Origin of the sequence: Krasilnikovia sp. MM14-A1004 (genome assembly GCF_047159485.1) — a bacterium.
Classification (GTDB): domain Bacteria; phylum Actinomycetota; class Actinomycetes; order Mycobacteriales; family Micromonosporaceae; genus Actinoplanes.
In genome coordinates this window covers 2061579-2085216 of sequence record NZ_AP038773.1, presented here as the reverse complement: position 1 = coordinate 2085216, position 23638 = coordinate 2061579, and the positions used below count along the sequence as shown (strand labels likewise).

Annotated in this window: 17 protein-coding genes; 10 read left to right on the top strand and 7 right to left on the bottom strand. The window is 74.2% G+C overall.

Features of this window, described 5'->3' with window-relative positions:
- Positions 1-159: 159 nt before the first annotated feature.
- Genes treZ through glgX form a run of 3 tightly spaced genes read right to left on the bottom strand, consistent with a single transcriptional unit; the run spans position 160 to position 6264 of the window.
- Entirely contained in the window at positions 160-1890 is a 1731-nt protein-coding gene (treZ, locus tag ACMCNN_RS09485; RefSeq protein WP_412745816.1) for a malto-oligosyltrehalose trehalohydrolase, read from the bottom strand.
- Positions 1887-4151, bottom strand: a complete 2265-nt coding sequence (gene treY, locus ACMCNN_RS09480) for a malto-oligosyltrehalose synthase (RefSeq protein ID WP_412745815.1) — start codon at positions 4149-4151, stop codon at positions 1887-1889. Before treY ends, treZ begins: the two co-directional genes overlap by 4 nt.
- Position 4152: 1 nt before the next feature.
- The gene (gene glgX, locus ACMCNN_RS09475) at positions 4153-6264 is read right to left on the bottom strand and encodes a glycogen debranching protein GlgX (protein WP_412745814.1); all 2112 of its coding nucleotides are present in this window, start codon (positions 6262-6264) and stop codon (positions 4153-4155) included.
- A gap of 194 nt (positions 6265-6458) precedes the next feature.
- Between glgX and ACMCNN_RS09470 the strand changes: the two genes are divergently transcribed.
- The gene (locus tag ACMCNN_RS09470) at positions 6459-8345 is read left to right on the top strand and encodes a glycogen debranching enzyme N-terminal domain-containing protein (protein ID WP_412745813.1); all 1887 of its coding nucleotides are present in this window, start codon (positions 6459-6461) and stop codon (positions 8343-8345) included.
- Complete coding sequence (locus tag ACMCNN_RS09465) at positions 8342-9619, top strand: glycosyltransferase family 4 protein (RefSeq protein ID WP_412745812.1); 1278 nt, start codon at positions 8342-8344, stop codon at positions 9617-9619. The genes ACMCNN_RS09470 and ACMCNN_RS09465 overlap by 4 nt, the downstream gene beginning before the upstream one ends.
- 1 nt (position 9620) lies before the next feature.
- On the opposite strand, the gene ACMCNN_RS09460 is transcribed toward ACMCNN_RS09465, so the two are convergent.
- Positions 9621-9884, bottom strand: coding sequence for a UBP-type zinc finger domain-containing protein (locus ACMCNN_RS09460; protein WP_412745811.1), 264 nt, complete (start codon positions 9882-9884; stop codon positions 9621-9623).
- Positions 9881-11440, bottom strand: coding sequence for a Na+/H+ antiporter (locus ACMCNN_RS09455; RefSeq protein WP_412745810.1), 1560 nt, complete (start codon positions 11438-11440; stop codon positions 9881-9883). Before ACMCNN_RS09455 ends, ACMCNN_RS09460 begins: the two co-directional genes overlap by 4 nt.
- Before the next feature lie 121 nt (positions 11441-11561).
- On the opposite strand from ACMCNN_RS09455, the gene ACMCNN_RS09450 reads away from it, so the two are divergent.
- From ACMCNN_RS09450 to ACMCNN_RS09430, 5 genes are read left to right on the top strand one after another with little or no spacing between them, the layout of a single operon-like run.
- Positions 11562-12635, top strand: a complete 1074-nt coding sequence (locus ACMCNN_RS09450) for a 3-oxoacyl-ACP synthase III family protein (protein ID WP_412745809.1) — start codon at positions 11562-11564, stop codon at positions 12633-12635.
- Positions 12632-13366, top strand: a complete 735-nt coding sequence (locus ACMCNN_RS09445; protein WP_412745808.1) for a glycosyltransferase family A protein — start codon at positions 12632-12634, stop codon at positions 13364-13366. The genes ACMCNN_RS09450 and ACMCNN_RS09445 overlap by 4 nt, the downstream gene beginning before the upstream one ends.
- Positions 13366-14832, top strand: coding sequence for a class I adenylate-forming enzyme family protein (locus ACMCNN_RS09440; RefSeq protein ID WP_412745807.1), 1467 nt, complete (start codon positions 13366-13368; stop codon positions 14830-14832). Before ACMCNN_RS09445 ends, ACMCNN_RS09440 begins: the two co-directional genes overlap by 1 nt.
- Entirely contained in the window at positions 14829-15578 is a 750-nt protein-coding gene (locus ACMCNN_RS09435; RefSeq protein WP_412745806.1) for a glycosyltransferase, read from the top strand. Before ACMCNN_RS09440 ends, ACMCNN_RS09435 begins: the two co-directional genes overlap by 4 nt.
- Positions 15575-16873 (top strand): cytochrome P450, encoded by a 1299-nt coding sequence (locus ACMCNN_RS09430; protein ID WP_412745805.1) that lies wholly within the window; start codon positions 15575-15577, stop codon positions 16871-16873. Before ACMCNN_RS09435 ends, ACMCNN_RS09430 begins: the two co-directional genes overlap by 4 nt.
- Here the strand turns inward: ACMCNN_RS09430 and ACMCNN_RS09425 are convergent.
- Complete coding sequence (locus ACMCNN_RS09425; protein ID WP_412745804.1) at positions 16857-17456, bottom strand: hypothetical protein; 600 nt, start codon at positions 17454-17456, stop codon at positions 16857-16859. The two genes, ACMCNN_RS09430 and ACMCNN_RS09425, sit on opposite strands and share 17 nt — an antisense overlap.
- A 58-nt stretch (positions 17457-17514) precedes the next feature.
- Complete coding sequence (locus ACMCNN_RS09420) at positions 17515-18231, bottom strand: EcsC family protein (protein ID WP_412745803.1); 717 nt, start codon at positions 18229-18231, stop codon at positions 17515-17517.
- 202 nt (positions 18232-18433) lie between these two features.
- On the opposite strand from ACMCNN_RS09420, the gene ACMCNN_RS09415 reads away from it, so the two are divergent.
- From ACMCNN_RS09415 to ACMCNN_RS09405, 3 genes are all read left to right on the top strand, one after another.
- Entirely contained in the window at positions 18434-20797 is a 2364-nt protein-coding gene (locus ACMCNN_RS09415) for a putative bifunctional diguanylate cyclase/phosphodiesterase (protein WP_412745802.1), read from the top strand.
- A 131-nt stretch (positions 20798-20928) separates the two neighbouring features.
- Complete coding sequence (locus ACMCNN_RS09410) at positions 20929-22539, top strand: methyl-accepting chemotaxis protein (RefSeq protein WP_412745801.1); 1611 nt, start codon at positions 20929-20931, stop codon at positions 22537-22539.
- Positions 22540-22693: 154 nt separating this feature from the next.
- Positions 22694-23599 (top strand): proteasome assembly chaperone family protein, encoded by a 906-nt coding sequence (locus ACMCNN_RS09405; RefSeq protein WP_412745800.1) that lies wholly within the window; start codon positions 22694-22696, stop codon positions 23597-23599.
- The last annotated feature ends 39 nt before the right edge of the window (positions 23600-23638 follow it).

Below are 23638 nucleotides of genomic sequence, written 5' to 3'. Positions count from 1 at the left end.
CAGGTAGGTCACGGAACGGGGTCGAGTGTTCCGAACGCGACTCCGGGACGGCAGCGGCGTACCCGGGCGGCAGTGGTCATCGTCGTCCGGCCCGCTCTCTGTCACGGCGACCATGGTGACCCAGCGGTGCGAGCACCCTGCGGCAGGGTGTGCGGCGGTTCAGCGGTACTCGACCACCACCGCCGACTCGGGCGGCAGCGCGACGGAGTCGTCTCCGGCGAGCACGCCCGGCTCGGTGGCCAGGAGCACCGCACCCACGGGAGCCCGCAGACCGACCGTCCGCGACTCTGCGGACAGGTTCGCGGCGACCGCGCACCGCCCCCGGCGGACCACCAGCACGTCCTCGCCGTGCCACACCTGCACCCGGCTCAGGTCCGGGTCGGTGAGTTCGGCGCGCTCGCGGCGCAGCGCGATCAGCCGCCGGTGCAGGTCCAGCAGCTCGGCATGACCTGGTTTGTCCAGCTCCGACCAGTCCAGGGTGGAACGCGCGAACGTGGCCGGGTCCTGCGGGTCCGGCACGTCGCCCTCGGCCCAGCCGTGCGCGGCGAACTCCCGCCGCCGCCCCCGCCGTACCGCCTCGGCCAGGTCGGCCTCGGGGTGTCCGGTGAAGAACTGCCACGGGGTGTCCGCGGCCCACTCCTCCCCCATGAACAGCATCGGGGTGAACGGGCCGGTCAGCAGCAGCGTCGCGCCCACCTTGAGCAGTCCGGGCGACAGGACGGCGGACAGCCGGTCGCCGACGGCCCGGTTGCCGATCTGGTCGTGGTTCTGCAGGTACGCGACGAACCGGTGCCCCGGCATGGTGCGCCGGTCGACCGGCCGGCCGTGCCGCCGCCCGCGGAAGCTCGACCACGTCCCGGCGTGGAAGAACGCCCCTTCCAGGACGGTACGCAGGCAGTCCAGCGACCCGAAGTCCGCGTAGTAGCCCTGCCGCTCGCCGGTGAGCAGGGCGTGCAGCGCGTGGTGCACGTCGTCGTCCCACTGCGCCTGCAGGCCGTACCCGCCCGCCTCGCGGGGCGTGATCAGGCGCGGGTCGTTGAGGTCCGACTCGGCGATCAGGGTCAGCGGGCGGCGCAGGTGCGCCGACAGGGCCGCCACCTCTGTCGCCAGCTCCTCCAGCAGGTGCGTCGCGGTGTGGTCGACCAGGGCGTGCACGGCGTCGAGGCGCAGCCCGTCGACGTGGTAGTCGCGCAGCCAGGCCAGCGCGCTGTCGAGGATGTACCGGCGGACCCCGTCCGCGCGGGGCCCGTCGAGGTTCACCGCGGCACCCCACGGGTTGCTGCCGGAGGCGGCCAGGTACGGCGCGAACGCGGGCGCGTACGCCCCGCTGGGGCCGAAGTGGTTGTACACCACGTCCAGCACCACGCCCAGGCCGCGGCCGTGGCAGGCGTCGACGAAGCGTTTGAGGCCGTCGGGGCCGCCGTACCCCTCGTGGGGGGCGTACCAGCAGGCGCCGTCGTAGCCCCAGTTGCGGTCGCCGTTGAACGCGTTGACCGGCAGCAACTGCACCAGGTCGACGCCCAGATCCACGAGGTGGTCCAGGCGGTCGATCGCGGCGTCGAACGTGCCCTGCGGCGTGAACGTGCCGACGTGCAGCTCGTACAGGACGCTGCCGGGCAGCTGGCGGCCGGTCCAGCCGCCGTCGGTCCACACGAAGGCGGCGTGGTCGTACACCCGGCTGGGGCCGTGCACCCCGGCGGGCTGCCACCGCGAGCGCGGGTCCGGCAGCGCGGCGTCGTTCCCGTCCAGCACGTACGCGTAGTCGGTGCCCGGCCCGGCCCCCGGCACGTCCAGCCGCCACCAGCCGTCGTCGCCGCGGGTCATGTCCCGGTCCGTGCCACCGATCCGCAGCCGGACCGTCTGCTCCGGCGCCCACACCTCGAACCTCACTGCTTCACCAGCAATGCGACGGGATACGTGGCCAGCAGGTCGGCCACCGGAACGTGACGGCCGCCGACCTCGGTGTCCGTGAGGACGTCGGTGAAGCGGTCGCCGTCCAGGCTCAGCGCGGTGTCGTGCCAGCCGCCGTGGCGGGCCAGGCCGACCGGCAGCCGTGTCGCGACCACGACGACCCCGCCCCGGTCGAACACCAGCGCGTGCTCGCCGACCCGCCCCTGCGCGAACACCGGCCGGTAGGAGCCGAACAGTTCGGGGTGCCGTCGGCGCAGCCGCAGGGCCCGGCTGGTCACCAGCAGCTTCGCGGCGCCGGTCGCGTCGACCGGCGGCTGCCAGCCCTCGTCGAGGCGGGCCAGCAGCGCGCGCCGCTCGCCGAAGTCGACGGGCCGCCGGTTGTCCGGGTCGACCAGGGAGTAGTCCCACAGCTCCGCGCCCTGGTAGGTGTCCGGCACGCCCGGCATGGTGAGCTGGACGAGTTTCTGGCCCAGCGAGTTCGACCAGCCGGGCGGCGTGATCGCGGCCGCGAAGTCGGCCACCTCGCGATGCAGCGCCGGGTCGTCGTAGACGGTGTCGACCATCGCGCGCAGGGCGGCCTCGAACCGCTCGTCGGGCCGCTGCCAGGAGGTCACGCTCCCGGCCTCCCGGGCGGCTTTGAGCGCGTACGCATGCAGTCGCTCCCGCTCGATCGGCCACGCACCGACCGCGGCCTGCCAGATCAGGTGGGCCAGTGACGGATCCGGCAGCGGGGCGATCCGCACCCAGCGGCGGATCACCTCGGTCCAGTCCCCCGGCAGCTCGGCCAGGACGGCCAGGCGCGCCCGGACGTCCTCGCCGCGCTTGGTGTCGTGGGTGGACAGCGTGGTCATGCCGGTCGGCCAGGTCTGCTGGCGTTCCTGCGCGGCGTCGTGGAACTCGTCGACCGTGAGCCCGAACTTCGTCGGGTCGCCACCGACCTCGTTGCGGGCGGTGAACCGGGTCCACCGGTAGAACGCGGTGTCCTCCACCCCCTTGGCGGTCACCGCGCCGGTGAACTGCTGGAACCGCTGCGCCATCTCGTCGGCGGGGTTGCGCAGCCGGTTGGTGAGCTGGTCGAGGGTGGAGATGAGCTGGGGGCGGCGCCGCCCCGCCTCGGCGCGGGCCCGGGCCAGGTGCCGCGAGCCGAACGGCAGGTAGGTGCGGTAGATCGGGAAGCAGGCGGCCAGCTCGGCCAGGCCGGGCGCGGCGTCCACCTCGGGCGCCAACCGGCTCAGCCGGGCCAGCTCGGCGGCCAGCAGCGTCGTGGCGACGTGGTGACGGGTGTCGTGTACGAGGTTGTGCCAGGACGTCTCGCGGCCGGTGAGGTGGTGGTCGAGGGTGTCGAAGAACGCCTCCGTGGTGGTGTCCACGAAGACGCCGTTGACCTCCGCGAGGGCGTCGTAACCGGTGGTGCCCGCGATGGGCCACGGCGGCAGCGGTTCGCCCGGCGCCAGGATCTTCTCCACCACGATCCAGGCGTCCGGGGCGGCGTCGTGCAGCCGTTGCAGGTACTCGCCCGGGTCGCGCAGGCCGTCGGGGTGATCCACCCGGATGCCCTGCACGGCGCCCTCGGCGTACCAGCGCAGCAGCTCGGCGTGGGTGGCGGCGAAGACGTCGGGGTCCTCGACCCGCAGCCCGGCCAGCCCGGCGATCGCGAAGAACCGCCGGTAGTTCAGCTCGGCGTCGCCGCGGGTCCAGACCACCAGCTCGTAGTGCTGCCGGTCGTGGATCTCGCGGGCGGAACCGTCGCCGGTGCCGTCGGCGATCGGGAACCGGTGGTCGTAGTAGTGCAGCTCGTCGCCGGAGACGGTGAGCCGGTCCAGTGGGTCCGGCTCGTCGGCCAGGACCGGCAGCAGCAGCCGCCCGCGGGACCAGTCGATGTCGTACCAGTGGGCGTACCGGGAGTCCGGGCCGTCCTTGAGCACGTCCCACCAGGTCGGGTTGGCCGCGGCGACGGCGACGCCGGCGTGGTTGGGCACGATGTCGACGACCAGGCCCAGCCCGGCGGCGCGCAGCGCGGCGACCAGGCCGAGCCGGCCCTGTTCACCGCCGATCTGCGGGTTCACCTGGCGGTGGTCGACGACGTCGTACCCGTGCTCGGAGCCGGGGGCGGCGGTGAGCAGGGGGGCGGTGTAGAGGTGGCTGACCCCCAGCTCGGCGAGGTAGTCGGCCAGTTCGGCGGTGGCCTTCAGGTCGAAGTCGGGGCGGACCTGGACCCGGTACGTGCCCGTCGGCGGCATCTCACACCGTCCGGTCGAGCACCATCAGGGAACGGTCCGGGACCTCGATGGTGGAGCCGGCCTCCACGATCGGGTGCCGGTGCGGGGACGGTTCGGCGGTGTCGATGACGACCTCCCACTTCTCGCCGTAGTCGATGGGCGGGGTGGAGAACTCGATCGGCGCGTCGTGCGCGTTGAAGAACAGCAGGAACGACGAGTCGACGTGGCGCTGGCCGTACTGGCCGCGTTCGCGGATGCCCTCGCCGTTGACGAACAGCGCCACGGCCCGGCCGAAGTCGTTGCCCCAGTCGTCGCCGGTCATCTCCCGGCCGTCCGGGGTGAACCAGGCGAGATCCTGCAGCGGGTCGCCGCCGCCCCGCGCGGTCACCGGCAGGCCGGTGAAGAACCGGCGGCGGCGGAACACCTGGTGCCGGTGGCGGAACGCGGTCAGCTTGCGGGTGAACTCCAGCAGCTGCTCGTCGGCGTTCTCCCAGTCGACCCAGGCCAGCTCGTCGTCCTGGCAGTACGCGTTGTTGTTGCCCTGCTGGGTGCGGCCCATCTCGTCACCGTGCGAGATCATCGGCACGCCCTGGCTGAGCATCAGCGTGGCCAGGAAGTTGCGCCGCTGCCGGGCGCGCAGCGCCAGCACGGCCCGGTCGTCGGTGGGGCCCTCCACCCCGCAGTTCCAGGACCGGTTGTGGCTCTCCCCGTCGCGGTTCTCCTCGCCGTTGGCCTCGTTGTGCTTGTCGTTGTACGACACCAGGTCGGTCAGCGTGAAGCCGTCGTGGGCGGTGACGAAGTTGATCGAGTGGAAGGGTTTGCGCCCGTCGTCCTGGTACAGGTCGGCCGAGCCGGTGATCCGGCTGGCGAACTCGGCCAGGGTGGCCGGCTCGCCGCGCCAGAAGTCGCGCACGGTGTCGCGGTACTTGCCGTTCCACTCGGTCCAGTTGGGCGGGAAGTTGCCCACCTGGTAGCCGCCGGGGCCCACGTCCCACGGCTCGGCGATGAGCTTCACCTGTCCGACCACGGGATCCTGCTGCACCACCTCGAAGAACGTCGAGAGCCGGTCGACGTCGTAGAACTCGCGGGCCAGGGTGGACGCGAGGTCGAAACGGAAGCCGTCGACGTGCATCTCGGTCACCCAGTACCGCAACGAGTCCATGATCAGTTGCAGGCTCTGCGGGCTGCGTACGTTGAGGCTGTTACCCGTACCCGTGTAGTCCATGTAGAAAACCGGCTGGTCGTCGACCAGCCGGTAGTAGGTGCGATTGTCGATGCCCTTGAGGCTCATCGTCGGCCCGAGGTGATTGCCCTCGGCGGTGTGGTTGTACACGACGTCGAGGATCACCTCCATCCCCGCGGCGTGCAGGGCCTTGACCATGCCCCGGAACTCCTGGGTCTGCTGGCCCAGCGCCCCCATCGCCGAGTACCCGTGGTACGGCGCGAAGAAGCCGAGCGTGTTGTAACCCCAGTAGTTGCGCAGACCCAGGTCGACCAGCCGGTTGTCGTGCACGAACTGGTGCACCGGCATCAGCTCCACCGCGGTGACCCCGAGGCCCTTGAGATGCTCGATGATCGCCGGGTGTCCCAGCGCGGCATACGTGCCGCGCAGCTCCCGCGGCACCTCCGGATGCCGCTGGGTCAGCCCCTTGACGTGGGTCTCGTAGATCACCGAGTGGTGGTACGGGATGTCCGGGCGCCGGTCGTTGCCCCAGTCGAAGTACGGGTTGACCACCACGCCCTTGGCCATGTGCGGCGCCGAGTCCAGATCCGACATCTGGTCCGGGCTGTCGAAGTCGTACGCGTACAGCGACGGGTGCCAGTCGATGTCCGAGTCGATCGCCCGCGCGTACGGGTCCAGCAGCAGCTTGTGCGGGTTGCACCGCAGGCCCCGCGCCGGGTCGTACGGGCCGTACACCCGGTAGCCGTAGCGCTGGCCCGGCTCGATGCCGGGCAGGTAGGCGTGCCAGACGAACGCGTCCTGCTCGTGCAACTGGACCTTGCGCTCGTTGCCCGACGGGTCGAACAGGCACAGCTCGACGGCCTCCGCGACCTCGGAGAAGATCGCGAAATTGGTGCCCGTCCCGTCGTACGTCGCGCCCAGTGGATACCGGTGTCCCGGCCACACCTGCATGTCGTCTCCCACCCTCGACCGTCAGGCCTGCGGCCGCGTCAGCAGCCATTCTGACCGATTCGCCTGATAACGTCTGCGCGACTGTCCGGTTACCCGCACTAACGCCTGCGGGATCCACTTTCGAGCATAAGGGTGACCGTGCCGCTGACCGAGCTACCACCACCGCGCCCGCGCGGCGCCGGGCGCGCCCGGCGATGACCCGGCCCATTCGCTTCGGACCCCAGGTGTGCGGCTCGCCGTCGGACACCGCGGGTGCCGGACGTGAATGGCTGGTGGCCGACGGGCTGGGCGGCTTCGCCACGGGCACGGTCGCGGGGCTGCGAACCCGCCGCGAGCACGCGCTGCTGACGGTCGCGGACCGGGTGGGCCTCGCGGCGCTGGATCTCACGGTCACCCTGCCCTCGGGTACGCCGGTGCCGTTGTTCACCCACGAGTGGGCCTCCGGCGCGCTCTCCCCCGCCGGGCACCGCCACCTGGAGACGTTCACGCTGGCCGACGGGCTGCCGCGGTGGCGGTGGCGGGTCGGTGAGGTGGTCGTCGAACGCGAACTCGCGATGGCCCGCGGGCGGGCCGCCCTGGCGGTCGTGCACCGGGTGGTGGCCGCGCCGGAGCCGGTCAGCCTGGCGGTCGCCGCGATGTGCGCGGGGCACGACGGTGTCGAGCACGTGGCCGACGGCGCCGTCGTGGGTGACGCCTACCGGCTCGCCGGTCCCGGCTGGCAGCCCGGCGGCGCCTGGCACGTGGGCGCCCGCACCCGCGCCGACGGCGCGGTCGAGGACCTGTGGTTCGCGGGCACCTTCCTCGAACGGGTGACCCCCGGCGGGGTCATGGAGATCTCCGCGTGGGCGGGTGAGCTCACCCGGCGGCCGCCACCGGCCTCCGCCGTGGTCGCGGCCGCCCGCGAGCGGGCCCGGCGGCTGGCCGCATACACCACCGACGAGTACGCGGGCGCGCTGGCGCTGGCCGCCGACGCGTTCGTGATCCACCGGCCCGACGGCCCCGACGTGGTCGCCGGATACCCGTCGGCGCTCGGCCACCCGGGCGACACGATGGCCGCGTACGAGGGGCTGTTCCTCACCGGCGGCCGCGCCGACGAGGGCCGCGAGCTGCTCACGGTCCGCACCCGCGCCGCGGTACGGACGGCCCGCGGCACGCAGCCGGGCCAGCCCACCGCCCCGCCGCACACCGCCGCTGCGGACCCCGGCGCCCGGCGCTGGGCCCCGCACGCGGGCGCCGATGCGCCACTGTGGCTGATGCATGCGGTCGACCGGCACGTCAGCCGGACCGCCGACACCGACCTCGCCGCGGAGCTGGCCGCACCGCTGGGCAGGCTGCTCCGCGCCCACCTCGACGGCCGCGGCCCGCTGCACCTCGACCCGGACGACCAGCTGCTGCGCGTCGCCGGGAACACCGCACCGGCGCATCCGGCCACCCCTGACGCCCCCGGCCCCCGCACCGGCAAGACGGTCGACATCAACGCGTTGTGGGTCAACGCGCTGGCCGCCCTCGCCGTCCTCTACGACCTGGCCGGGCGCGACGCCACCGAGTTGCGCGCCCGGCACGCCCGCGCCCACGCGTCGTTCGCCGCCCGGTTCCCGGCCCCCGAGGGCTGGCTGTACGACGTGGTCGACGGCCCCGCCACCGCGTACCCGCTCGGTGGTGGCGCCCGCAACGACGACCCGACGCTGCGCCCGCACCAGCTGCTGGCCTGGTCCCTGCCGTACGCCCCGCTGGCCCGCGCGGGCGGTCCGGGCGCGGCGGCCGTACGGGCGGTCGGCGCCGCCCTGCTGACCCCGCTCGGCCTGCGCACGCTGGCCCCCAGCGAGTACGGCTACCAGGGCAGCGACGGCACCGCCGGCACGGTCCGGCCGTGGCTGATCGGCCCGTACGCGGACGCCTGCGCCGCGACCGGCCGCCCGACCGAGGGTCTGCTGAGCGGACTGGAGGCGCACATGCACGAGCACGGCATCGGTTCGGTGAGCGAGAGCGCCGACGGCGACGCGCCGCACCGGGCCACCGGCTCCCCGTTCTCGGCCCGCGCGGTGGCCGAGGCGCTGCGGGTCCGGGAGCGCTGCCGGTGACCCGCGTCCTGATGCTCAGCTGGGAGTACCCGCCGCTGCTCGTGGGCGGCCTCGGGCGGCACGTGCACGCCCTGGCCACCACGCTGGCCGCCATCGGACACGACGTCACGGTGGTCACCCGGCACACGCCCGGCGCGCTGCGCGAGGAGTACACAGAAGGCGTACGCGTCGTGCGGGCGACCGACGCGCCGCCGGCCGTGGCGGATTCCGGGGACCCGCTCGCCTGGGCGCTCGGGTTCGGCCACGCCCTGACCCGCGCCGCCCTGCGCGCCGCCCGCACCGGCGGCTACGACGTGGTGCATGCCCACGACTGGCTGGCCGCGCACCCCGGCGTGACCCTGCGCGAGCACCTCGACGCGCCGCTGGTCGCGACGATCCACGCCACCGAGTCGGGGCGGCACCAGGGCTGGCTGCCCGCCGCGCACAACCGCACCATCGACGACCTGGAACGCTGGCTGACCCACGAGGCGGTCCGGGTCGTCGTCTGCTCGGAGTACATGCGCCGGGAGGTGGGACGGCTGTTCGCCGCGGCGCCGGAGCGCACGGTCGTGGTGCCCAACGGGGTCGACGCGCTGCGCTGGCACGCCCGCCCCCGCGCGGTCGCGGCGGCCCGCCGCCGGTACGCCGACGGCGACGCCCCGCTGATCAGCTACGCGGGCCGGCTGGTCTACGAGAAGGGGGTGCAGTTCCTGCTGGCAGCGGTGCCGCGGCTGCGCGACAGGCACCCCGGGCTGCGGGTGGTGGTGGCGGGCGACGGCCCGTACCGCGATGACCTGCAGGGGCAGGCGGCCGGGCTGCCGGAGGTCACCTTCACCGGGTTCCTCGGCGGTCACGAGCTGGCCGCCCTGATGGGCGCGTCCGACTGCTACGTGGTGCCCAGCCTGTACGAGCCGTTCGGCATGGTGGCGCTGGAGGCCGCCGCGGCGGGCACCCCGGTCGCGGTGGCCGACACGGGCGGCCTCACCGAGATCGTCGAGCCGGGCGCGACAGGGGTGACGTTCCCGCCGGGCGACCCGGAAGCGCTGGCCGCGGCGGTGGACGCCGTGCTGGCCGACCGCGAGTACGCACGGTCGCTGGCCCGGCACGCCCGCCGCCAGGCCCGCGAGGACTTCGCCTGGCCGCGGATCGCCGCCCGCACCGCCGAGGTGTACGCGGCGGCGCTCGATCAGGTGGGCGATGCGCGCCGGGTCGTCCGGGAGGCCGAGAACGTGCTGGCCGCGGGCGTCGTCATCCCGCCCGCCCGGCAGGCCCGTTCGGCGCGGCCGACGGCGTAGGTCAGCCGAGCAGCTCGTCCTCGAAGCACCACCGCCAGGTCTCCCCCGGCTCGTACGAGCGCATCACCGGATGACCGGACTCGGCGTGGTGGGCGGACATGTGCCGCCGGGGCGAGGAGTCGCAGCAGGCCACCACGCCGCAGCTCAGGCACTCCCGCAGATGCACCCAGTCGTGGAAGCCGCCCGCGACGCACTCGGGGCAGCCGTCCTCGTACTGCGTCCGGGGGGCGGGCTCCCCGGCGTCCTTCAGATGCTGACAGGTCACTCATCACTCCGGGTCAACTGGGACTCTTCCAGGTCGAGCTCGCGCTGGGCGCGGGTCAGCACCTCCTCGGGGATGCGGCCCTCGTTGCGGGCCACCTTGAAGACGTGCCGTTCCGCCGCGATCATCTCGCGCCGCAACCGACCGTACGCCGCCGACGGTGTCTCCTGTGCCTGGTTGCCGAGCCGTTCCCAGGCCACGTTGGCCCGGCTGTCGGTGAGCGCCCGCAAGCGTTCCACCACGGCGGGCGGCGCACCGTCCGCCTTGTCCTCCAGCGCCGCCAGCGCCGCCCGGCTGGCCGCGTGCTGCACCCCGGCCTCGGCCAGGGCGTCCTGCGCGCTGGTGTCCTCCACCACCCCGAGACGCCGGGACAGCCACGGCAGCGTGGTCCCGTGCACGAGCAGGGTCAGCACGATGACCGCGAACGCGACGAAGACGAACAGCTCCCCCGGCAGGCTCGGGTACGCGGTCAGGGTCAGCGCCGCGGCCAGCGTCACCACGCCGCGCATCCCGGCCCACGCCACCACCGCGGGCACCGCGGCCGGGGGACGCTGCTCCCGCGCCCGTACCCGCGGGACCAGCCGGGCCAGGTACGTCGCCGGGTACATCCAGGCGAATCGGACCACCACCACCGTGGCGAACACGGCGCCGGTGACCGCGGCCGTGGTGGCCGGGGAGGTCTCCAGTCCCGCCACCAGCTCCCGCAGTTGCAGCCCCACCAGCAGGAACACGACCCCTTCGAGCAGGAACGTCAGCAGCCGCCACACCGCCTCCATCTGCAGCCGGGAGGTGGCCGACAGCAGGTACGGGATCCGGTGGCCCAGGTACAGCCCGGCCACCACGACCGCGACCACGCTGGAGGTGTGCAACTGCTCGGCCACGATCACCACGACGAACGGGGTCAGCACCGACAGCGCGTCGTCGAGCAGCGGGTCCTCGATGCGGCGGTGCAGCCAGGCCGCACAGAACGCGGCCACCAGGCCGATCAGCAGCCCGCCGCCCCCCTTCAGCACGACCTGCCCGGCGATCTCCCAGACACCGGCCGCCGTGCCGAGCAGCGCACCCACCGAGATCCGCAGCAGCACCAGGGCGCTGGCGTCATTGAGCAGGCTCTCGCCGTCCAGGATGGTGACCACCCGGCGGGGCAGTCCGACCCGGCGGGCGACCGCGGTCGCCGAGACCGCGTCCGGCGGGGCGACCACCGCCCCCAGCGCCAGGCACGCCGCGAACGGCACCTCGGGCAGCAGCAGATGCACCACGGCGCCGACCGCGAACGCGCTCACCACCACGAGGCCCACGGCCAGCAGCAGGATCGGGCGCAGGGCGTCCTTGAACGCGGGCACCGAGGTGCGCAGCGCCGCCACGTACAGCAGGGGCGGCAGGATGCCGAGCAGCACCAGCTCCGGCTCCAGGTGCACCTCGGGGACGCCCGGCACGAAGGACAGACCCAGCCCGGCCACGAGCAGCACCAGCGGCGCGATCATCCCGAACCGCCGGGCCAGCGCCGCGCCGAGGACGCTGATCGTCACGAGCGCGACCGTGTCGACGATGGCCTCCATGCCGGGAAGCTTAGAGACCTCCCCGCGGCCGGGACGCGGGGCTGCGCCGGGTACGGGTACGCAACGAGAATGAGTCGCCGTACTCACCTGCGCGACACCGGTTCCGGGGAGGCTGGCCCGCATGACATCGACCGTGCCCCGGGTGGGGATCACCGCGGCGGCCGCGTACCTGCCGGCCGGGGAGGTGAGCACCGCCGACCTGCAGCAGCGGGTCGCGGCGGCCAGCGGCCTGCCGCTGCCCGCCGGGATGTTCGCGCAGGCCACCGGCATCGACCGGCGCCGGGTCGCCCGCGCCGACGAGTACGCCTCGGACCTGGCGACCGCCGCCGCCCGGCAGGTGCTGGCCGACGCCGACCTGGACGCCCTCGACATCGACCTGCTGCTGTACGCGTCGGCGACCCGCGACATGGTGGAGCCCGCCACCGCCCACGTCGTGCAGTCCGCGCTCGGCGGCCGGGCGCACGCCCTGGACGTCACCAACGCCTGCAACAGCTTCCTCAACGGCATCGACCTGGCCCGTTCGATGATCCTGGCCGGACGGGCCCGGCGGGCGCTCGTGGTCACCGGGGAGACACCGACCCGGGCGATGCGCCCCCGGCTGGCCGACCTGGCGCAGGCCCGCACCGCGCTGGCCGGGTTCACGTTCGGCGACGCCGGGGCGGCCGTGCTGGTGGAGCCGGTCGCCACGGGCGGGATCCTCGACGTGGACGCCGAGACCCACTCCCGGCACTGGGACGTCGGCGGCATCTTCGGCGGCGGGTCGCGGCATCCGCGCGGCGACGAGCACACCTACTTCACCGGCGACGGGCACAAACTGCGCGGGGTGTTCGAGAAGATCGGGCTCGGCCTGCTGGAACGCGTCGCGCACCGCACGGGGCTGGGCTGGGACGACTACGCGGCCGTACTGGTGCACCAGGTGACGTTGCCGTACCTGCGCCGGTTCGTGGAGGTGGCGGGGGTGCCCGAGGACAAGCTCGTGGTCACCGTTCCCGACCTGGGCAACCTGGCCAGCGCCACGCTCGGCGTCCAGCTCGCCCGCGTCCGGCCGCAGCTGCGGCCCGGCGACCGGGTGCTGTTCGTCGGCCTGGGCGGCGGGGTCAGCCTCATGACGATGGTGTGGGAGGTGTCGGGCATGACCGAGTGCACCGAGCGGAGCGAGGGCCGCGAGGACATGCCGAAGGCGGGCACAGCATGAGCATGTGGGTGGTGGTGCCCGCGTACAACGAGGCGGGGCGGATCGCACAGACACTGGACGCGCTGGCCGCGCAGACCGACACCGACTTCACGCTGCTGGTGGTCGACAACGGCTCGGCCGACGGCACCGCCGACATCGCGCGGGGCTTCGCGGCCCGCGCCCCGTTCCCGGTGCACGTGCTGGTGGAGCGGGAGAAGGGGGTGGGCTGCGCGGTGGACACCGGCTTCCGGCACGCCATCGCGCACGGCGCCACGCTGCTGGCCCGTACCGACGCGGACTGCCTGCCCCGGCCGGACTGGCTGGCCGCGGCGCGGGCCGGGCTCACCGGCGGGGCCGGGCTGATGTGCGGGCGGGTCACGGCCCGCCGCGACGAGCACGGGCCGCTGGGCCGGGCCGGGTTCCGGGCCCTGGTCGGGATCGCGGGAGCGTTCGGGCGGTTGCGTCCCGCGCACCGCGGCGCCGGTTACCTCGCGCCGTACCGGATGCATGCGGGCAACAACATGGCGATCACCCCCGAGGTGTACGAGGCGTGCGGCGGGATGCCCCGTCGCCCGTCGCCCACCGACCGGACGTTCCTCAACCGGGTCCGGCGCACCACCGCGGCGATCCGGCACGACCGGCGGATGGTGGTGGAGAACTCGACCCGGCGGCTGAGCGCGTACGGGCTGGTCGGCACCGCGAAGTGGTATCTGGACCGGGGCAGCGGCACGCGTACGCAGGATCCCCGCTGATGCTCGGCGAGCTGCTGGCGAGCCTGCGCGACGACGACGAGCGCCCGGCGATCCTGACATCCGGGCACACCGGCCGCGCGGTGGTCCGGGCCCGCCGGGGCGAGCTGTCCCGGCTGACCCGTGGCTACGCGGCGGCGCTGCACGCGCGCGGACTCGCGCCGGGCGACACCGTCGGCGTGGCGGTGCGGCCGGGGCCCCGGTCCCTGGCGGTGGTGCTGGCCGCGTACCGGCTGGGGTTGCGGGTGGCCGTGCTGGACCCGACCGCGGGCCCGGACGTGCTGCTGGCCCGCCTCGGTGTGGCCGCGCCCCGGCTGGTGCTGGCCGACGCGGCCGCGCAGGCGGTCGCCGGGTGGGCCGCGCCGCTGGCCCGGCGCGCCCAGCTGGCCCTGCCGGATCTGGCCGCGCTGGCCCCGGCCGCCACGATCGGGCCCCGGCTGCCCGGTAGCGCCCCCGCGCTGGCCCCCGCGACCGGCCCGGCGCCGGTGTACGACGGCGACGGCGACGCCGTGGTGATCTTCACGTCGGGCACCACGAGTTCCCCCCGCGCGGTGGTGCACACCCGGGCCGGCCTGGCCGCGGGCATGCGGGCGGTGACCGAACTGGTCCGGCCGGTGCCGGGCGAGGCGGTGCTGGGCGGCACGTTCTTCGTCCTGGTCCCCTCGCTGGCCGCGGGCGCCCCGGTCGCGCTGCCCGCCCGCCGCCCCCGCACGCTGGCCCGGCAGGCGGCCCGGCTGCGCCCGCAGGCCACCTACCTGACCCCGCCGCAGTTGCGTGCCGCGCTGGCCGCGGGCACCCGGTTCACCGGCCGGGTGTACAGCGGCTCCGCGCCGGTCAGCGCGGGCCTGCTGGCCGCGGTCCGCCGCGCCGGAGCCCGCGAGGCGTGGGGGGTGTACGCGCTGACCGAGGTGTTCCCCGCCGCCGCCGTGGAGGCCGCGGACAAGGCCGCGTTCGACGGCACCGGCGATCTGGTCGGCGACCTGCTGCCCGGGGTACGGGCCACCGTGGACCCCGGCGGGCAACTGCTGCTGGCGGGCCCCAACGCGGCCGACCGCTACCTGGGCGAGCCGCCGCTGACCCGGGTATGCACCGGCGACGTCGGCCGCCTCGACGGGCGGCGGGTGGTGCTGGGCGGCCGGTGCAAGGACATGATCCTGCGCGGCGCCGAGAACATCTACCCCGGACTGTACGAGCCCGCCCTGCACGTGCCGGGCGTCGCCCTGGCGGTGCTCGTGGGAGTACCGGCGGGCGACGGCGACGAGCGGGTCGTTGCGCTCGTCCAGCCCGAACCGGGTGTCGCCGAGGCGGCGGTGCGGGCCGCGCTGCGCGACCCGCTGACCCGGATGGGCGCCGCCCGCCCCGACGACGTGCTGCTCACCGACGTCCCGCTGGCGGGCCGGTCCCGCAAGCCGGACCGGGCCGCCGCCGCGCGGCTGGCCACGGCCCACCTCACCGGCGGCCACCGGTGAGGGCCCTGGCTGTGATCGTGCCCGCCTACAACGAGCAGGCGTGGATTCCCGCGACGCTGCGGGCGCTGGCCGACCAGACCGACACCGACTTCACACTGGTCGTGGTGGACAACGCCAGCACCGACGGTACGGCCGGGGTGGTGCACGCGTTCGCCCGCGACAGTGGGCTGGACGTCCGGCTGATCGCCGAGCCGCAGCCCGGTGCGGGCACCGCCGCCGACACCGGATTCCGGTACGCCATCGCGCACGGCGCCATGTGGCTGGCCCGTACCGACGCCGACTGCGTACCGGCGCGGGACTGGGTGGCCACGGCCCGGTCCCTGCTGGCGGGCGGCGCGGAGCTGGCATGCGGGCGCAGCGTCCCGCGCCGCGACGAGCACCCCGGCCCGGTCCACCGGTACGTCTTTCCCGCCGCGGTGCGCCTCGCCGCCCTGTACGGCCGTCACCGCAGGGCCCACCGCGACCCGGCGTTCCGCACCCCGTACGTGCTGGTGCACGGCCACAACCTGGCGCTCACCGCGGACCTGTACCTGCGCTGCGGCGGCACTGCACGGGAGGCCCTGCAGGACGGCACCGAGGACGTCACCCTGCTCAACCGGGCCCGGCGGCACACCGACCGGATCGTGCGCGCCGAGCACCTGGTGGTGCAGGCGAGCCTGCGCCGGCTGCGGGCGTGGGGTCCACGGCGGACCCTGCTGTGGCACTGGGACCGCCGCTACCGACCCGACGAGGTGCACATCCGATGAACGCCCGCCGCCGGGACCGCCGGGTCTATCTCGGCAGCCACCCCGTCCTGTTCGCGCTGCTGGCACTCGGCCGGTGCCGCCCGGTGCTGCGGCTCGGCGGCACCCTGCTGGTCAACGACCGGGCGGCGTACCTGGCCGCACTGACCCGGGTGCCGCTGGACCGGACCGCGGCGGGCACCACGGGCGGTGCGGCGGCCCGGCTGACCGGCGGCGAGCTGCTGTTCGACCAGCACGGCGAGGAGCACCGGCGGGCCCGGCGGGCGCTGGCGGACGCGCTGGGCGCCAGTGGCGTGGCCGAGCTGCGTCCGGTGTGGACCGCCGTGCTGGCGCGGGGCCTGGCGCCGCTGTCGGAGGGCGGCGAAGTGGATCTCGTACCGGTCGCCGCCGAGCTGGCCGGGGCCACCGCCACGGCCCTGCTGGGTGTCACGGCCGACCCGGTGGTACTGGCCGACGCCGCGCGGGCCGCCGGGGCGAGCGCGGCCCGGGCGCACCTGCCGGGCCCCGGCCGTCGCCGCGCCGCACGCGCGGCACAGCGTGCGGCGTCCCGCCTGACCGCCCTGACCAGCCCCGGCGCCGGCCCGGCGATACCCGGCGACGAGCCGACGACCCGACCGGCGGTGTGCCGAGCAGAGCCGACGACCCGACCGGCGGTGTGTGGAGCAGAGCCGACGACCGGCGCGGCGCCGGGACTGGCCGGCGCGGGAGCGGGCCTGGCGGCGATGCTGGCGGCGGCCGCCGTCAACACCACGGTCTCGGCGCTGCCCCGCGCCGCCGCCTGGGCCGCCGACGCGGACCTGTGGCGCTACGCCGACCGGCCCGCCCTGGTCGACGAGCTGCTGCGGGTCACCGCACCCACGCCGCTGCTGCCCCGGATCGCGGCCGGGCCGGGCGATCTGTTCGGCGAGGCGGGTCCGCCGGGCGGGCTGCCGGGGGACGAACCGGATCAGCCGACGCGCGCAGCGCAGGGGCCGGGCCCGGGGCCGAGTGGGGCGGCGCCGGGTGGTTGCCCGGTTCAGGCCGGGGACCGGCTGCTGCTGATCACCCGGCATGCGGCGGACGCACACCGGTCCGATCCTGATCCGGTGGCACCGGCCCCGCCCCGGGTGGCGCAGCTCGTCTTCGGTGCGGGCCCGCACGCCTGCCCTGGCGCGCGGCTGGCCCGCGCGCAGCTGGCGGACCTGCTGGTCGCGCTCGCGCCGTACCGGCCGGTGGTGGTGCGGGCCCGGGTGGACCGGCGGGCGGCCCTGCCGGGCTGGCGCAGCCTGGTGGTGCGACCGACTACTTGGTGCGGATGACGTGTGAGCGGTAGACGGTGGCCGCGTGGGTGCCGTCGCCGCTGCGCCGCTGGACGACGGCGTCGAGGGAGAACACGTACCCGGTCTTCGGCTTGAGGCCGGTGATGCGGCCGGTCATCTTGCCGCAGGCCGCCGCGGGCTGGATCGAGACGAAGCCGTAGTCGTGCTGCTTGCCGAGGACGAGGTCCTGGCTGATCGCGGTGAGCCGGAACTCGACGAGGTTGTAGCCGCCGAGGTTGTACCAGGTGGCCACCGCGTCCGTGGTCCCGGTCGTGACGTCCAGGGCGTTGATGCGGGAGAAGTTGTAGGTCCTCGGCTCGCAGGTCGGGCCGACGGTGGGCACCGGGGACTCGGACGGCAGCGGCAGGAAGCCGGTCGCGAGGGGGCTGGGCGACACGGCGCGGTAGCTCGGGGTCGGCGCCGGCGTGGGGCGGCCCTGGGCCACCACGGTCCACGGCGGACCGCTGGACGGCGGGGTCGTGGAGGGTACGCCCGCGGTCGGCGTCAGCAGGCTTGTCGCACTGCCGCAGCCGGCCAACAGGACGAGTGCCATCGGCAGCACCGCCCAGTTCCTGGGTCGCACGGCGCCTCCCGCCGATCGGATTCTTACCCGGTTCAGATCGGACGCGGCACCGGCCACTTTAGTGATCTTGGCGATAGTGTTCCCGGGTCCGGCGCGCGAGCCGGGTGGTGGCCGTCGAGTTCGCCCAGGTACCCAGGATCACCCCGGCGCCGGGGATGATCTTCGCGAACATCCGCTTGGTGGCCTTGACGCCCGCCATCTGGGCCAGTTTCGTCCCCAGCCGCAGGATCGCGCCGGTCAGCAGCCGGTCGGTCATCCCCTCGAAGATGCGGCTGGCGCGTTCCCGCCCGGCGGCCACGCCCAGCGCCAGCCGGGCCGTCTCGGCCACCCGGTGCACCCGTTGCAGCACCAGCAGGTCGGTGGCCCGCGCGGGATGGGTCGGGTCGAGGCCGTACGCCGCGGCAACGTGCAGCACCATGCGGGCCTGGGTCCAGGCGAGCACGCCGAGATCCACGACCGCACCGGGCAGCCCGACGGCTCCGGAGAGGGCGCCGGAGAGCCGCGCCTGGTGGGTGAAGCGCCGGATGGCGAGTTGAGCATGCCCGTCGGGGCCCAGCTCCGGTCGTTCGGCCCGGACACGCGCGGCCCACGCGCGGGCCGGCGGACCCAGACGGCGCACCGCCTCCAGGGCGAGGTGCTCCGGGGCGTACTCGGGATCCGCCTTCATCCGCGCCCACAGCGTGCCGGGCGGCCCGGCGGTCTCCGGTTGCGGACCGGGCGGGTCGTCGGCGGGCGGGGCGGTCGTCTCGGGCGGGGACTGCGTGCGGTCACTCACCAGATCGCTCCGGAGGGGAGAAGGAAGGGATCTCCGCTCCATTGTGCCGTGCAGATGCACGTGCACCCGCACCGCATCCGATCATCGCGCTGACCAGCACCGACGCTGCTACCCGGCGATCTGCTCAGACCATTGGGCCGCCGACCGATAAGCCAGGCCGAAGGCACGACGGTGCCCTGGTGCACACCGGAAGGCGACAGGCATGACGGTCGAAGGACGGCAAGTGGAGCGGCTGAGGCCGACTCCCGTGCTGGTCATGGCCGGCGCCGTGGTCGTCGCCGCGGTCGTGCTGTTCCTGGGCAACCTCGCCGGGCAGTGGACTCCGCTGTTCTGGAACTGGGTGCCGTCCATCGCCGCCGGGGCGGCCGCCGCCGTGGTGTGCTGGCGCACCGCCACCGGTCCGGAACTGGACGCCGTCGGCCGCCGCTTCTGGCGCCTGCAGGTGCTGGTCGGGGTGCTGATCGCCCTCGGCGCCATCGGCGACGTGCGGCACGCCGCGGCCCACCCCGCCGGCTCCGACGCCCAGCACGACCTGCCCACCGCGATCCTGTACTGCCTGTCGATGATCGTCCTGCTGTGGTCGATGCTGCAGTTGCCGGTGATCCGGCAGGAGCGCCGGGAACGGCTCCTGCGCTTCGCGGTCGACGCCCTCACGGTCATGGTGACGGTCGGCCTGTTCGCCTGGTACCTCACGCGGCATGCGGTCAGCGCCTCGCTGGCCGGCAGCGACGCCCTGCCGGTCATCGTGCTGGCCGCGCTCGCCCTGGTCGGCGTGGCCGCCGTCGGCAAGCTGGCCATGAGCGACCTGGGCGGGCTGGACCGGACCACGGTGCGCCTGCTGGCCGGCGCGACCGCGGTGGGCGCCTTCGGTGCCGGCCTGTTCCCGCTCTTCGTCGACCTGCCGCCGGGTATGCGCGGCTCGCAGATGTTCACGCCCGCCACGCTGCTGTTGCTGGCGCTCGCCGCCGACCGGCAGCGGCGCGCCGCTGGCGTGGCGTCGCCCGAGCGCGCCCGCCGCAAGTTCGGCGCGCTGCCGTACCTGGCGGTCGCCGCGACCGACGGCCTGCTGCTGGTGATCAGCAACGCGGCCGGTGACGGGGCGCTGGTGGTCGCGCTGGCGGCGGTGTGCCTCACCGCGCTGGTCGTGTTCCGCCAGATCAACGCGCTGCGCGAGAACGGCCGCCTGCTGCGCCGGCTCGACGCCAACCTGGTGCAGCTGAACCAGTACCAGCACCAGCTGACCCACCGGGCCACCCACGACGGCCTCACCGACCTGGCCAACCGGGCGCTGTTCGAACAGCACACCCGGGACGCGCTGGCCGCGGTGGCCGCCGCCGGCAGCGACGACGCCACGCTGAGCCTGGCGCTCATCGACCTGGACGACTTCAAGGCGATCAACGACCGCCTCGGCCACGCCGTCGGCGACGCCATGCTCGTCGTGGTCGCCCAGCGGCTGCGCGAATGCGTACGGGTGGACGACGTCGTCGCCCGCCTCGGCGGCGACGAGTTCGGCCTGCTGCTGCAGGGGCTGCGCGGCGACGAGGCGACCGAGGTGCTGGCCCGCATCACCGAGGCGCTCAGCCGTCCGGTGCACGCCCTCGGCTACGACCTGCTGGTCCGCGCCAGCGTCGGCCTGGCCGAGGCGTGGCCCGACGCCAGTCCGCAGGAACTGCTGCGCCGCGCCGACCTCGCCATGTACGCGGCCAAGGAGCGCGGCAAGGGCCGCCACGCCGTGTACGACGCCGAGCTGGAGCAGCACCAGGCCGCCGACGCGCAGCTGGGCGCCGAACTGCGCCAGGCGCTGGACCGCGGCGAGTTCTCCCTGGTCTACCAGCCCATCGTGCGGCTGCCCGACGGCAAGTGGACAGGCGTCGAGACGCTGGTGCGCTGGACCCACCCCGAACGCGGGTTCGTCGGGCCGGACAAGTTCATCCCGATCGCCGAGCGCACCGGCCTCATCGTGCCGCTGGGCGACTGGATCCTGCGTACCGCGCTGCGGCAGGCGATGGCCTGGATCGAGCAGTTCGGCGACGACGCGCCGCACGAGATCGGCGTCAACGTCTCCGCGCGGCAGCTGCGCGAGCCCGGCTACGCCGAGACGGTCCGCGACGCGCTGGCCGAGACCGGCTTCGACCCGGAACGGCTGGTCGTCGAGGTCACCGAGACCGCGGTCTTCGACGGCGGCGTGGCGCTGGACGCCCTGCAGATGCTCGTGACGCTCGGCGTGAAGGTCGCGCTCGACGACTTCGGCACCGGCCACTCCTCGCTCGGCCTGCTGCGTACCTGCCCGGCGGACACCCTCAAGGTGGACAAGTCGTTCGTGGACGGCATCGGCGGGCGCTCGGAGGAGGCGGTCATCGCCACCGCGATGATCCAGATCACGAACGGCCTGCACCTGCAGGCGATCGCCGAGGGTGTGGAGACCGCCGAGCAGGCGGACACGCTGCACCGGCTCGGGTACCGCTTCGCTCAGGGCTACCACTTCTCCCGGCCGTTGTCGGCACAGCAGCTCGGCGAGCGGCTGACCGAGAGCATGTCGGCACAGGCGACGCTGACGGCGCGCTGAGCAGCACTCCGGGACCCGCGTCCCATGATGCGGATCACGGGCGGTCGAACCCTTCATCCCAAGGTCACGGCGGCCGATTGGTCTGACACCATTCGCCGCCTACGACGAGGTCCGACTTGTCTATCAACCCCGTGAAGGTTGTCAGCTTGTACGGCGGGACCGCCCGCTGGATCCGCAACCTACCCATGTACACCAAGATCCTGCTGATCGTCACCGTGCTGTCCCTGGTCGGCGCGGGCGTCGGCGCCTTCGCCATCATGCAGATGGCGGGGCTGAGCCGGACGGCCGACGGCCTGTACACCGGCAGCGTCGTGCCCACCCAGCAGCTCGACCAGATCGCCGTCGACATCAGCGCCACCCGCACCGCCGTGTTCAACCACGGGCTCACCTCCTCCCCCTCGGCCAAGACCCGGTACGAGCAGGAGATCAAGAAGCTGGACGTGGCGTACGACCGGGACGTGGCCGCGTACCGCAGGGTCACGGTCAACCCCGTGTACCTGGACCGGCTGGTGGCCGCCTGGCAGGAGTACCGCACCGTACGGGACAAGCAGTTCGTCCCCGCCAGCCGGCGCCTCGCCGCCCCCGACGTCGAACAGATCGGTGACAACGTCCTCGCCCCGGCCGCGGCCACGGCGAGCGCCTACCTGACCGACCTCATCGCCGGGGAGAGCGCCCAGGCCAGCGCGGACGCCGCGCACGCCCGCGCGCGGTACGCCACCGCCCGTACGGTGACGATCTCGGTGCTGGTGGTCGGCCTGACCCTGGCGGCGATCTTCGGTGTGGCGGTGGCCCGTGGCCTCGCCGCGCGGGTCCGCCGCCTGTCGCAGGTGATCCGTGCCGTCGCGGACGGCGACCTGACCCGGACCGCCGACGTGGACAGCCGCGACGAGGTCGGCCTGATGGGCGCCGAGCTGGACCGCGCCACCCAGACGCTGCGCGCCACGATCGCCCAGATCAGCGGCAGCAGCCAGAGCCTGGCCGGTACGGCCCAGCAGATGGCCACGATCAGCGCGCAGATGGCGTCGAACGCGGGCCAGACCAGCTCCCGTGCCGAGCAGGTGTCGGCCGCGGCCGTGGAGGTCTCCACCAACGTGGACACCGTCGCGGTGGCCGCGGAGGAGATGACCGCGTCGATCCGCGAGATCGCGGGCAGCGCCACCGACGCGGCCGGGATCGCCCGCGACGCGGTGCAGGTGGCGAAGAACGCGAACACCACGATGGCCAAGCTCGGCGTCTCCTCGTCCGAGGTGGGCGACATCGTCAAGGTGATCACCTCGATCGCCGAGCAGACCAACCTGCTGGCCCTGAACGCGACGATCGAGGCGGCCCGGGCCGGCGAGATGGGCAAGGGGTTCGCCGTGGTGGCCTCCGAGGTCAAGGACCTGGCGCAGGAGACGGCCAAGGCCACCGAGGAGATCTCCAGCCGGATCCAGGCCATCCAGACGGACACCGGTGCGGCGGTCAGCGCGATCGGGGAGATCGCGGACGTGATCGAGCGGATCAACACGTACTCGGACACCATCGCGTCAGCGGTGGAGGAGCAGACCGCCACGACCAGCGAGATCGGCCGCAACGTGGCGGGGGCGGCGGCCGGGGCCGCGGCCATCACCGAGACGATCACCGGCGTGGCCGGAGACGCCCAGAGCACCACGGACGGGGCGGGCGAGGCGAACCGTACGGCCGAGGAGCTGTCCCGCCTCGCCGGGGACCTGCACCGCCTGGTGGAGCAGTTCCGGGTGTGACCGACGCCGCGGGCGCCCGCTCCTGCGGGTCGGGCGCCCGTGCGGCAGGATCGGGACCGCGGGCCTGCCGCGACCGGCGGCAGGAATGTACGCGCGGGCGACGGTGTTGCTGCCCAATATCCGTCGCGCAGCGTGTCACGAGGAGGTCAGCAGCGTGCTCGACCCACAGGGTCTCTACGAGTTGGCGGACGACCTGCCCGACCTGGAGGGTCCGGTGCTCGTCCAGGCGCTCACCGGGTTCGTCGATGCCGGCAGCGCCATCCAGCTGACCCGCGAACACCTGCTGGAGCAGCTCGACGGCAAGGTGGTCGCCACCTTCGACGTGGACCAACTGCTCGACTACCGCTCGCGACGCCCCACGATGGTCTTCGTCGAGGACCACTGGGAGAGCTACGAGCAGCCCAGCCTGGCCCTGCACCTGCTGCACGACCGGCTCGGCACCCCGTTCCTGCTGCTGGCCGGCCCGGAGCCGGACCTGCAATGGGAACGCTTCATCACCGCCGTGACCGAGCTCGTCGAACGCCTCGGGGTCCGCGTCACGGTCGGCCTCAACGCCATCCCGATGGCCGTGCCGCACACCCGCCCGGTCGGGATGACCGCGCACGCCACGGACGAGCGCCTCATCGGCGACCACGAGTCGTGGCTGCAGCGGGTGCAGGTCCCGGCCAGCGTCGGCAACCTGCTGGAGTTCCGCCTCGGGGCGGCCGGCCACGACGCCATGGGTTACGCCGCGCACGTCCCGCACTACCTCGCGCAGACCACGTATCCCGCGGCCGCGGAGCTGCTGCTCGACTCGGTGTCGGCCAGCACGGGTCTGGCGCTGCCGACCGGGCAGCTGCGCGAGGCGGCCGCGCTGGTCCGCGAGGAGATCGACAAGCAGGTCGGCGAGGACGAGCAGGCCGGCCGCCTGGTCACCGCGTTGGAACAGCAGTACGACGCGTTCGTGCGCGGCCGCGCCGGCAACCTGCTGGCCGGCTCGGGTGAGCAGCTGCCCACCGCCGACGAGCTGGGTGCGGAGCTGGAGCGTTTCCTCGCCGAACAGTCCCGCGACGGCGAATAGCGCCGAACTGGACCAAAGCCACACCAACGGGGCGGGCGT

Bases quoted from the DNA above. Each gene is read 5' to 3' on its own strand.
- treY (WP_412745815.1), bottom strand. From the start codon at position 4,151: ATGCCGCCGACGGGCACGTACCGGGTCCAGGTCCGCCCCGACTTCGAC.
- glgX (WP_412745814.1), bottom strand. From the start codon at position 6,264: ATGCAGGTGTGGCCGGGACACCGGTATCCACTGGGCGCGACGTACGAC.
- ACMCNN_RS09470 (WP_412745813.1), top strand. From the start codon at position 6,459: ATGACCCGGCCCATTCGCTTCGGACCCCAGGTGTGCGGCTCGCCGTCG.
- ACMCNN_RS09455 (WP_412745810.1), bottom strand. From the start codon at position 11,440: ATGGAGGCCATCGTCGACACGGTCGCGCTCGTGACGATCAGCGTCCTC.
- ACMCNN_RS09450 (WP_412745809.1), top strand. From the start codon at position 11,562: ATGACATCGACCGTGCCCCGGGTGGGGATCACCGCGGCGGCCGCGTAC.
- ACMCNN_RS09445 (WP_412745808.1), top strand. From the start codon at position 12,632: ATGAGCATGTGGGTGGTGGTGCCCGCGTACAACGAGGCGGGGCGGATC.
- ACMCNN_RS09440 (WP_412745807.1), top strand. From the start codon at position 13,366: ATGCTCGGCGAGCTGCTGGCGAGCCTGCGCGACGACGACGAGCGCCCG.
- ACMCNN_RS09430 (WP_412745805.1), top strand. From the start codon at position 15,575: ATGAACGCCCGCCGCCGGGACCGCCGGGTCTATCTCGGCAGCCACCCC.
- ACMCNN_RS09415 (WP_412745802.1), top strand. From the start codon at position 18,434: ATGACGGTCGAAGGACGGCAAGTGGAGCGGCTGAGGCCGACTCCCGTG.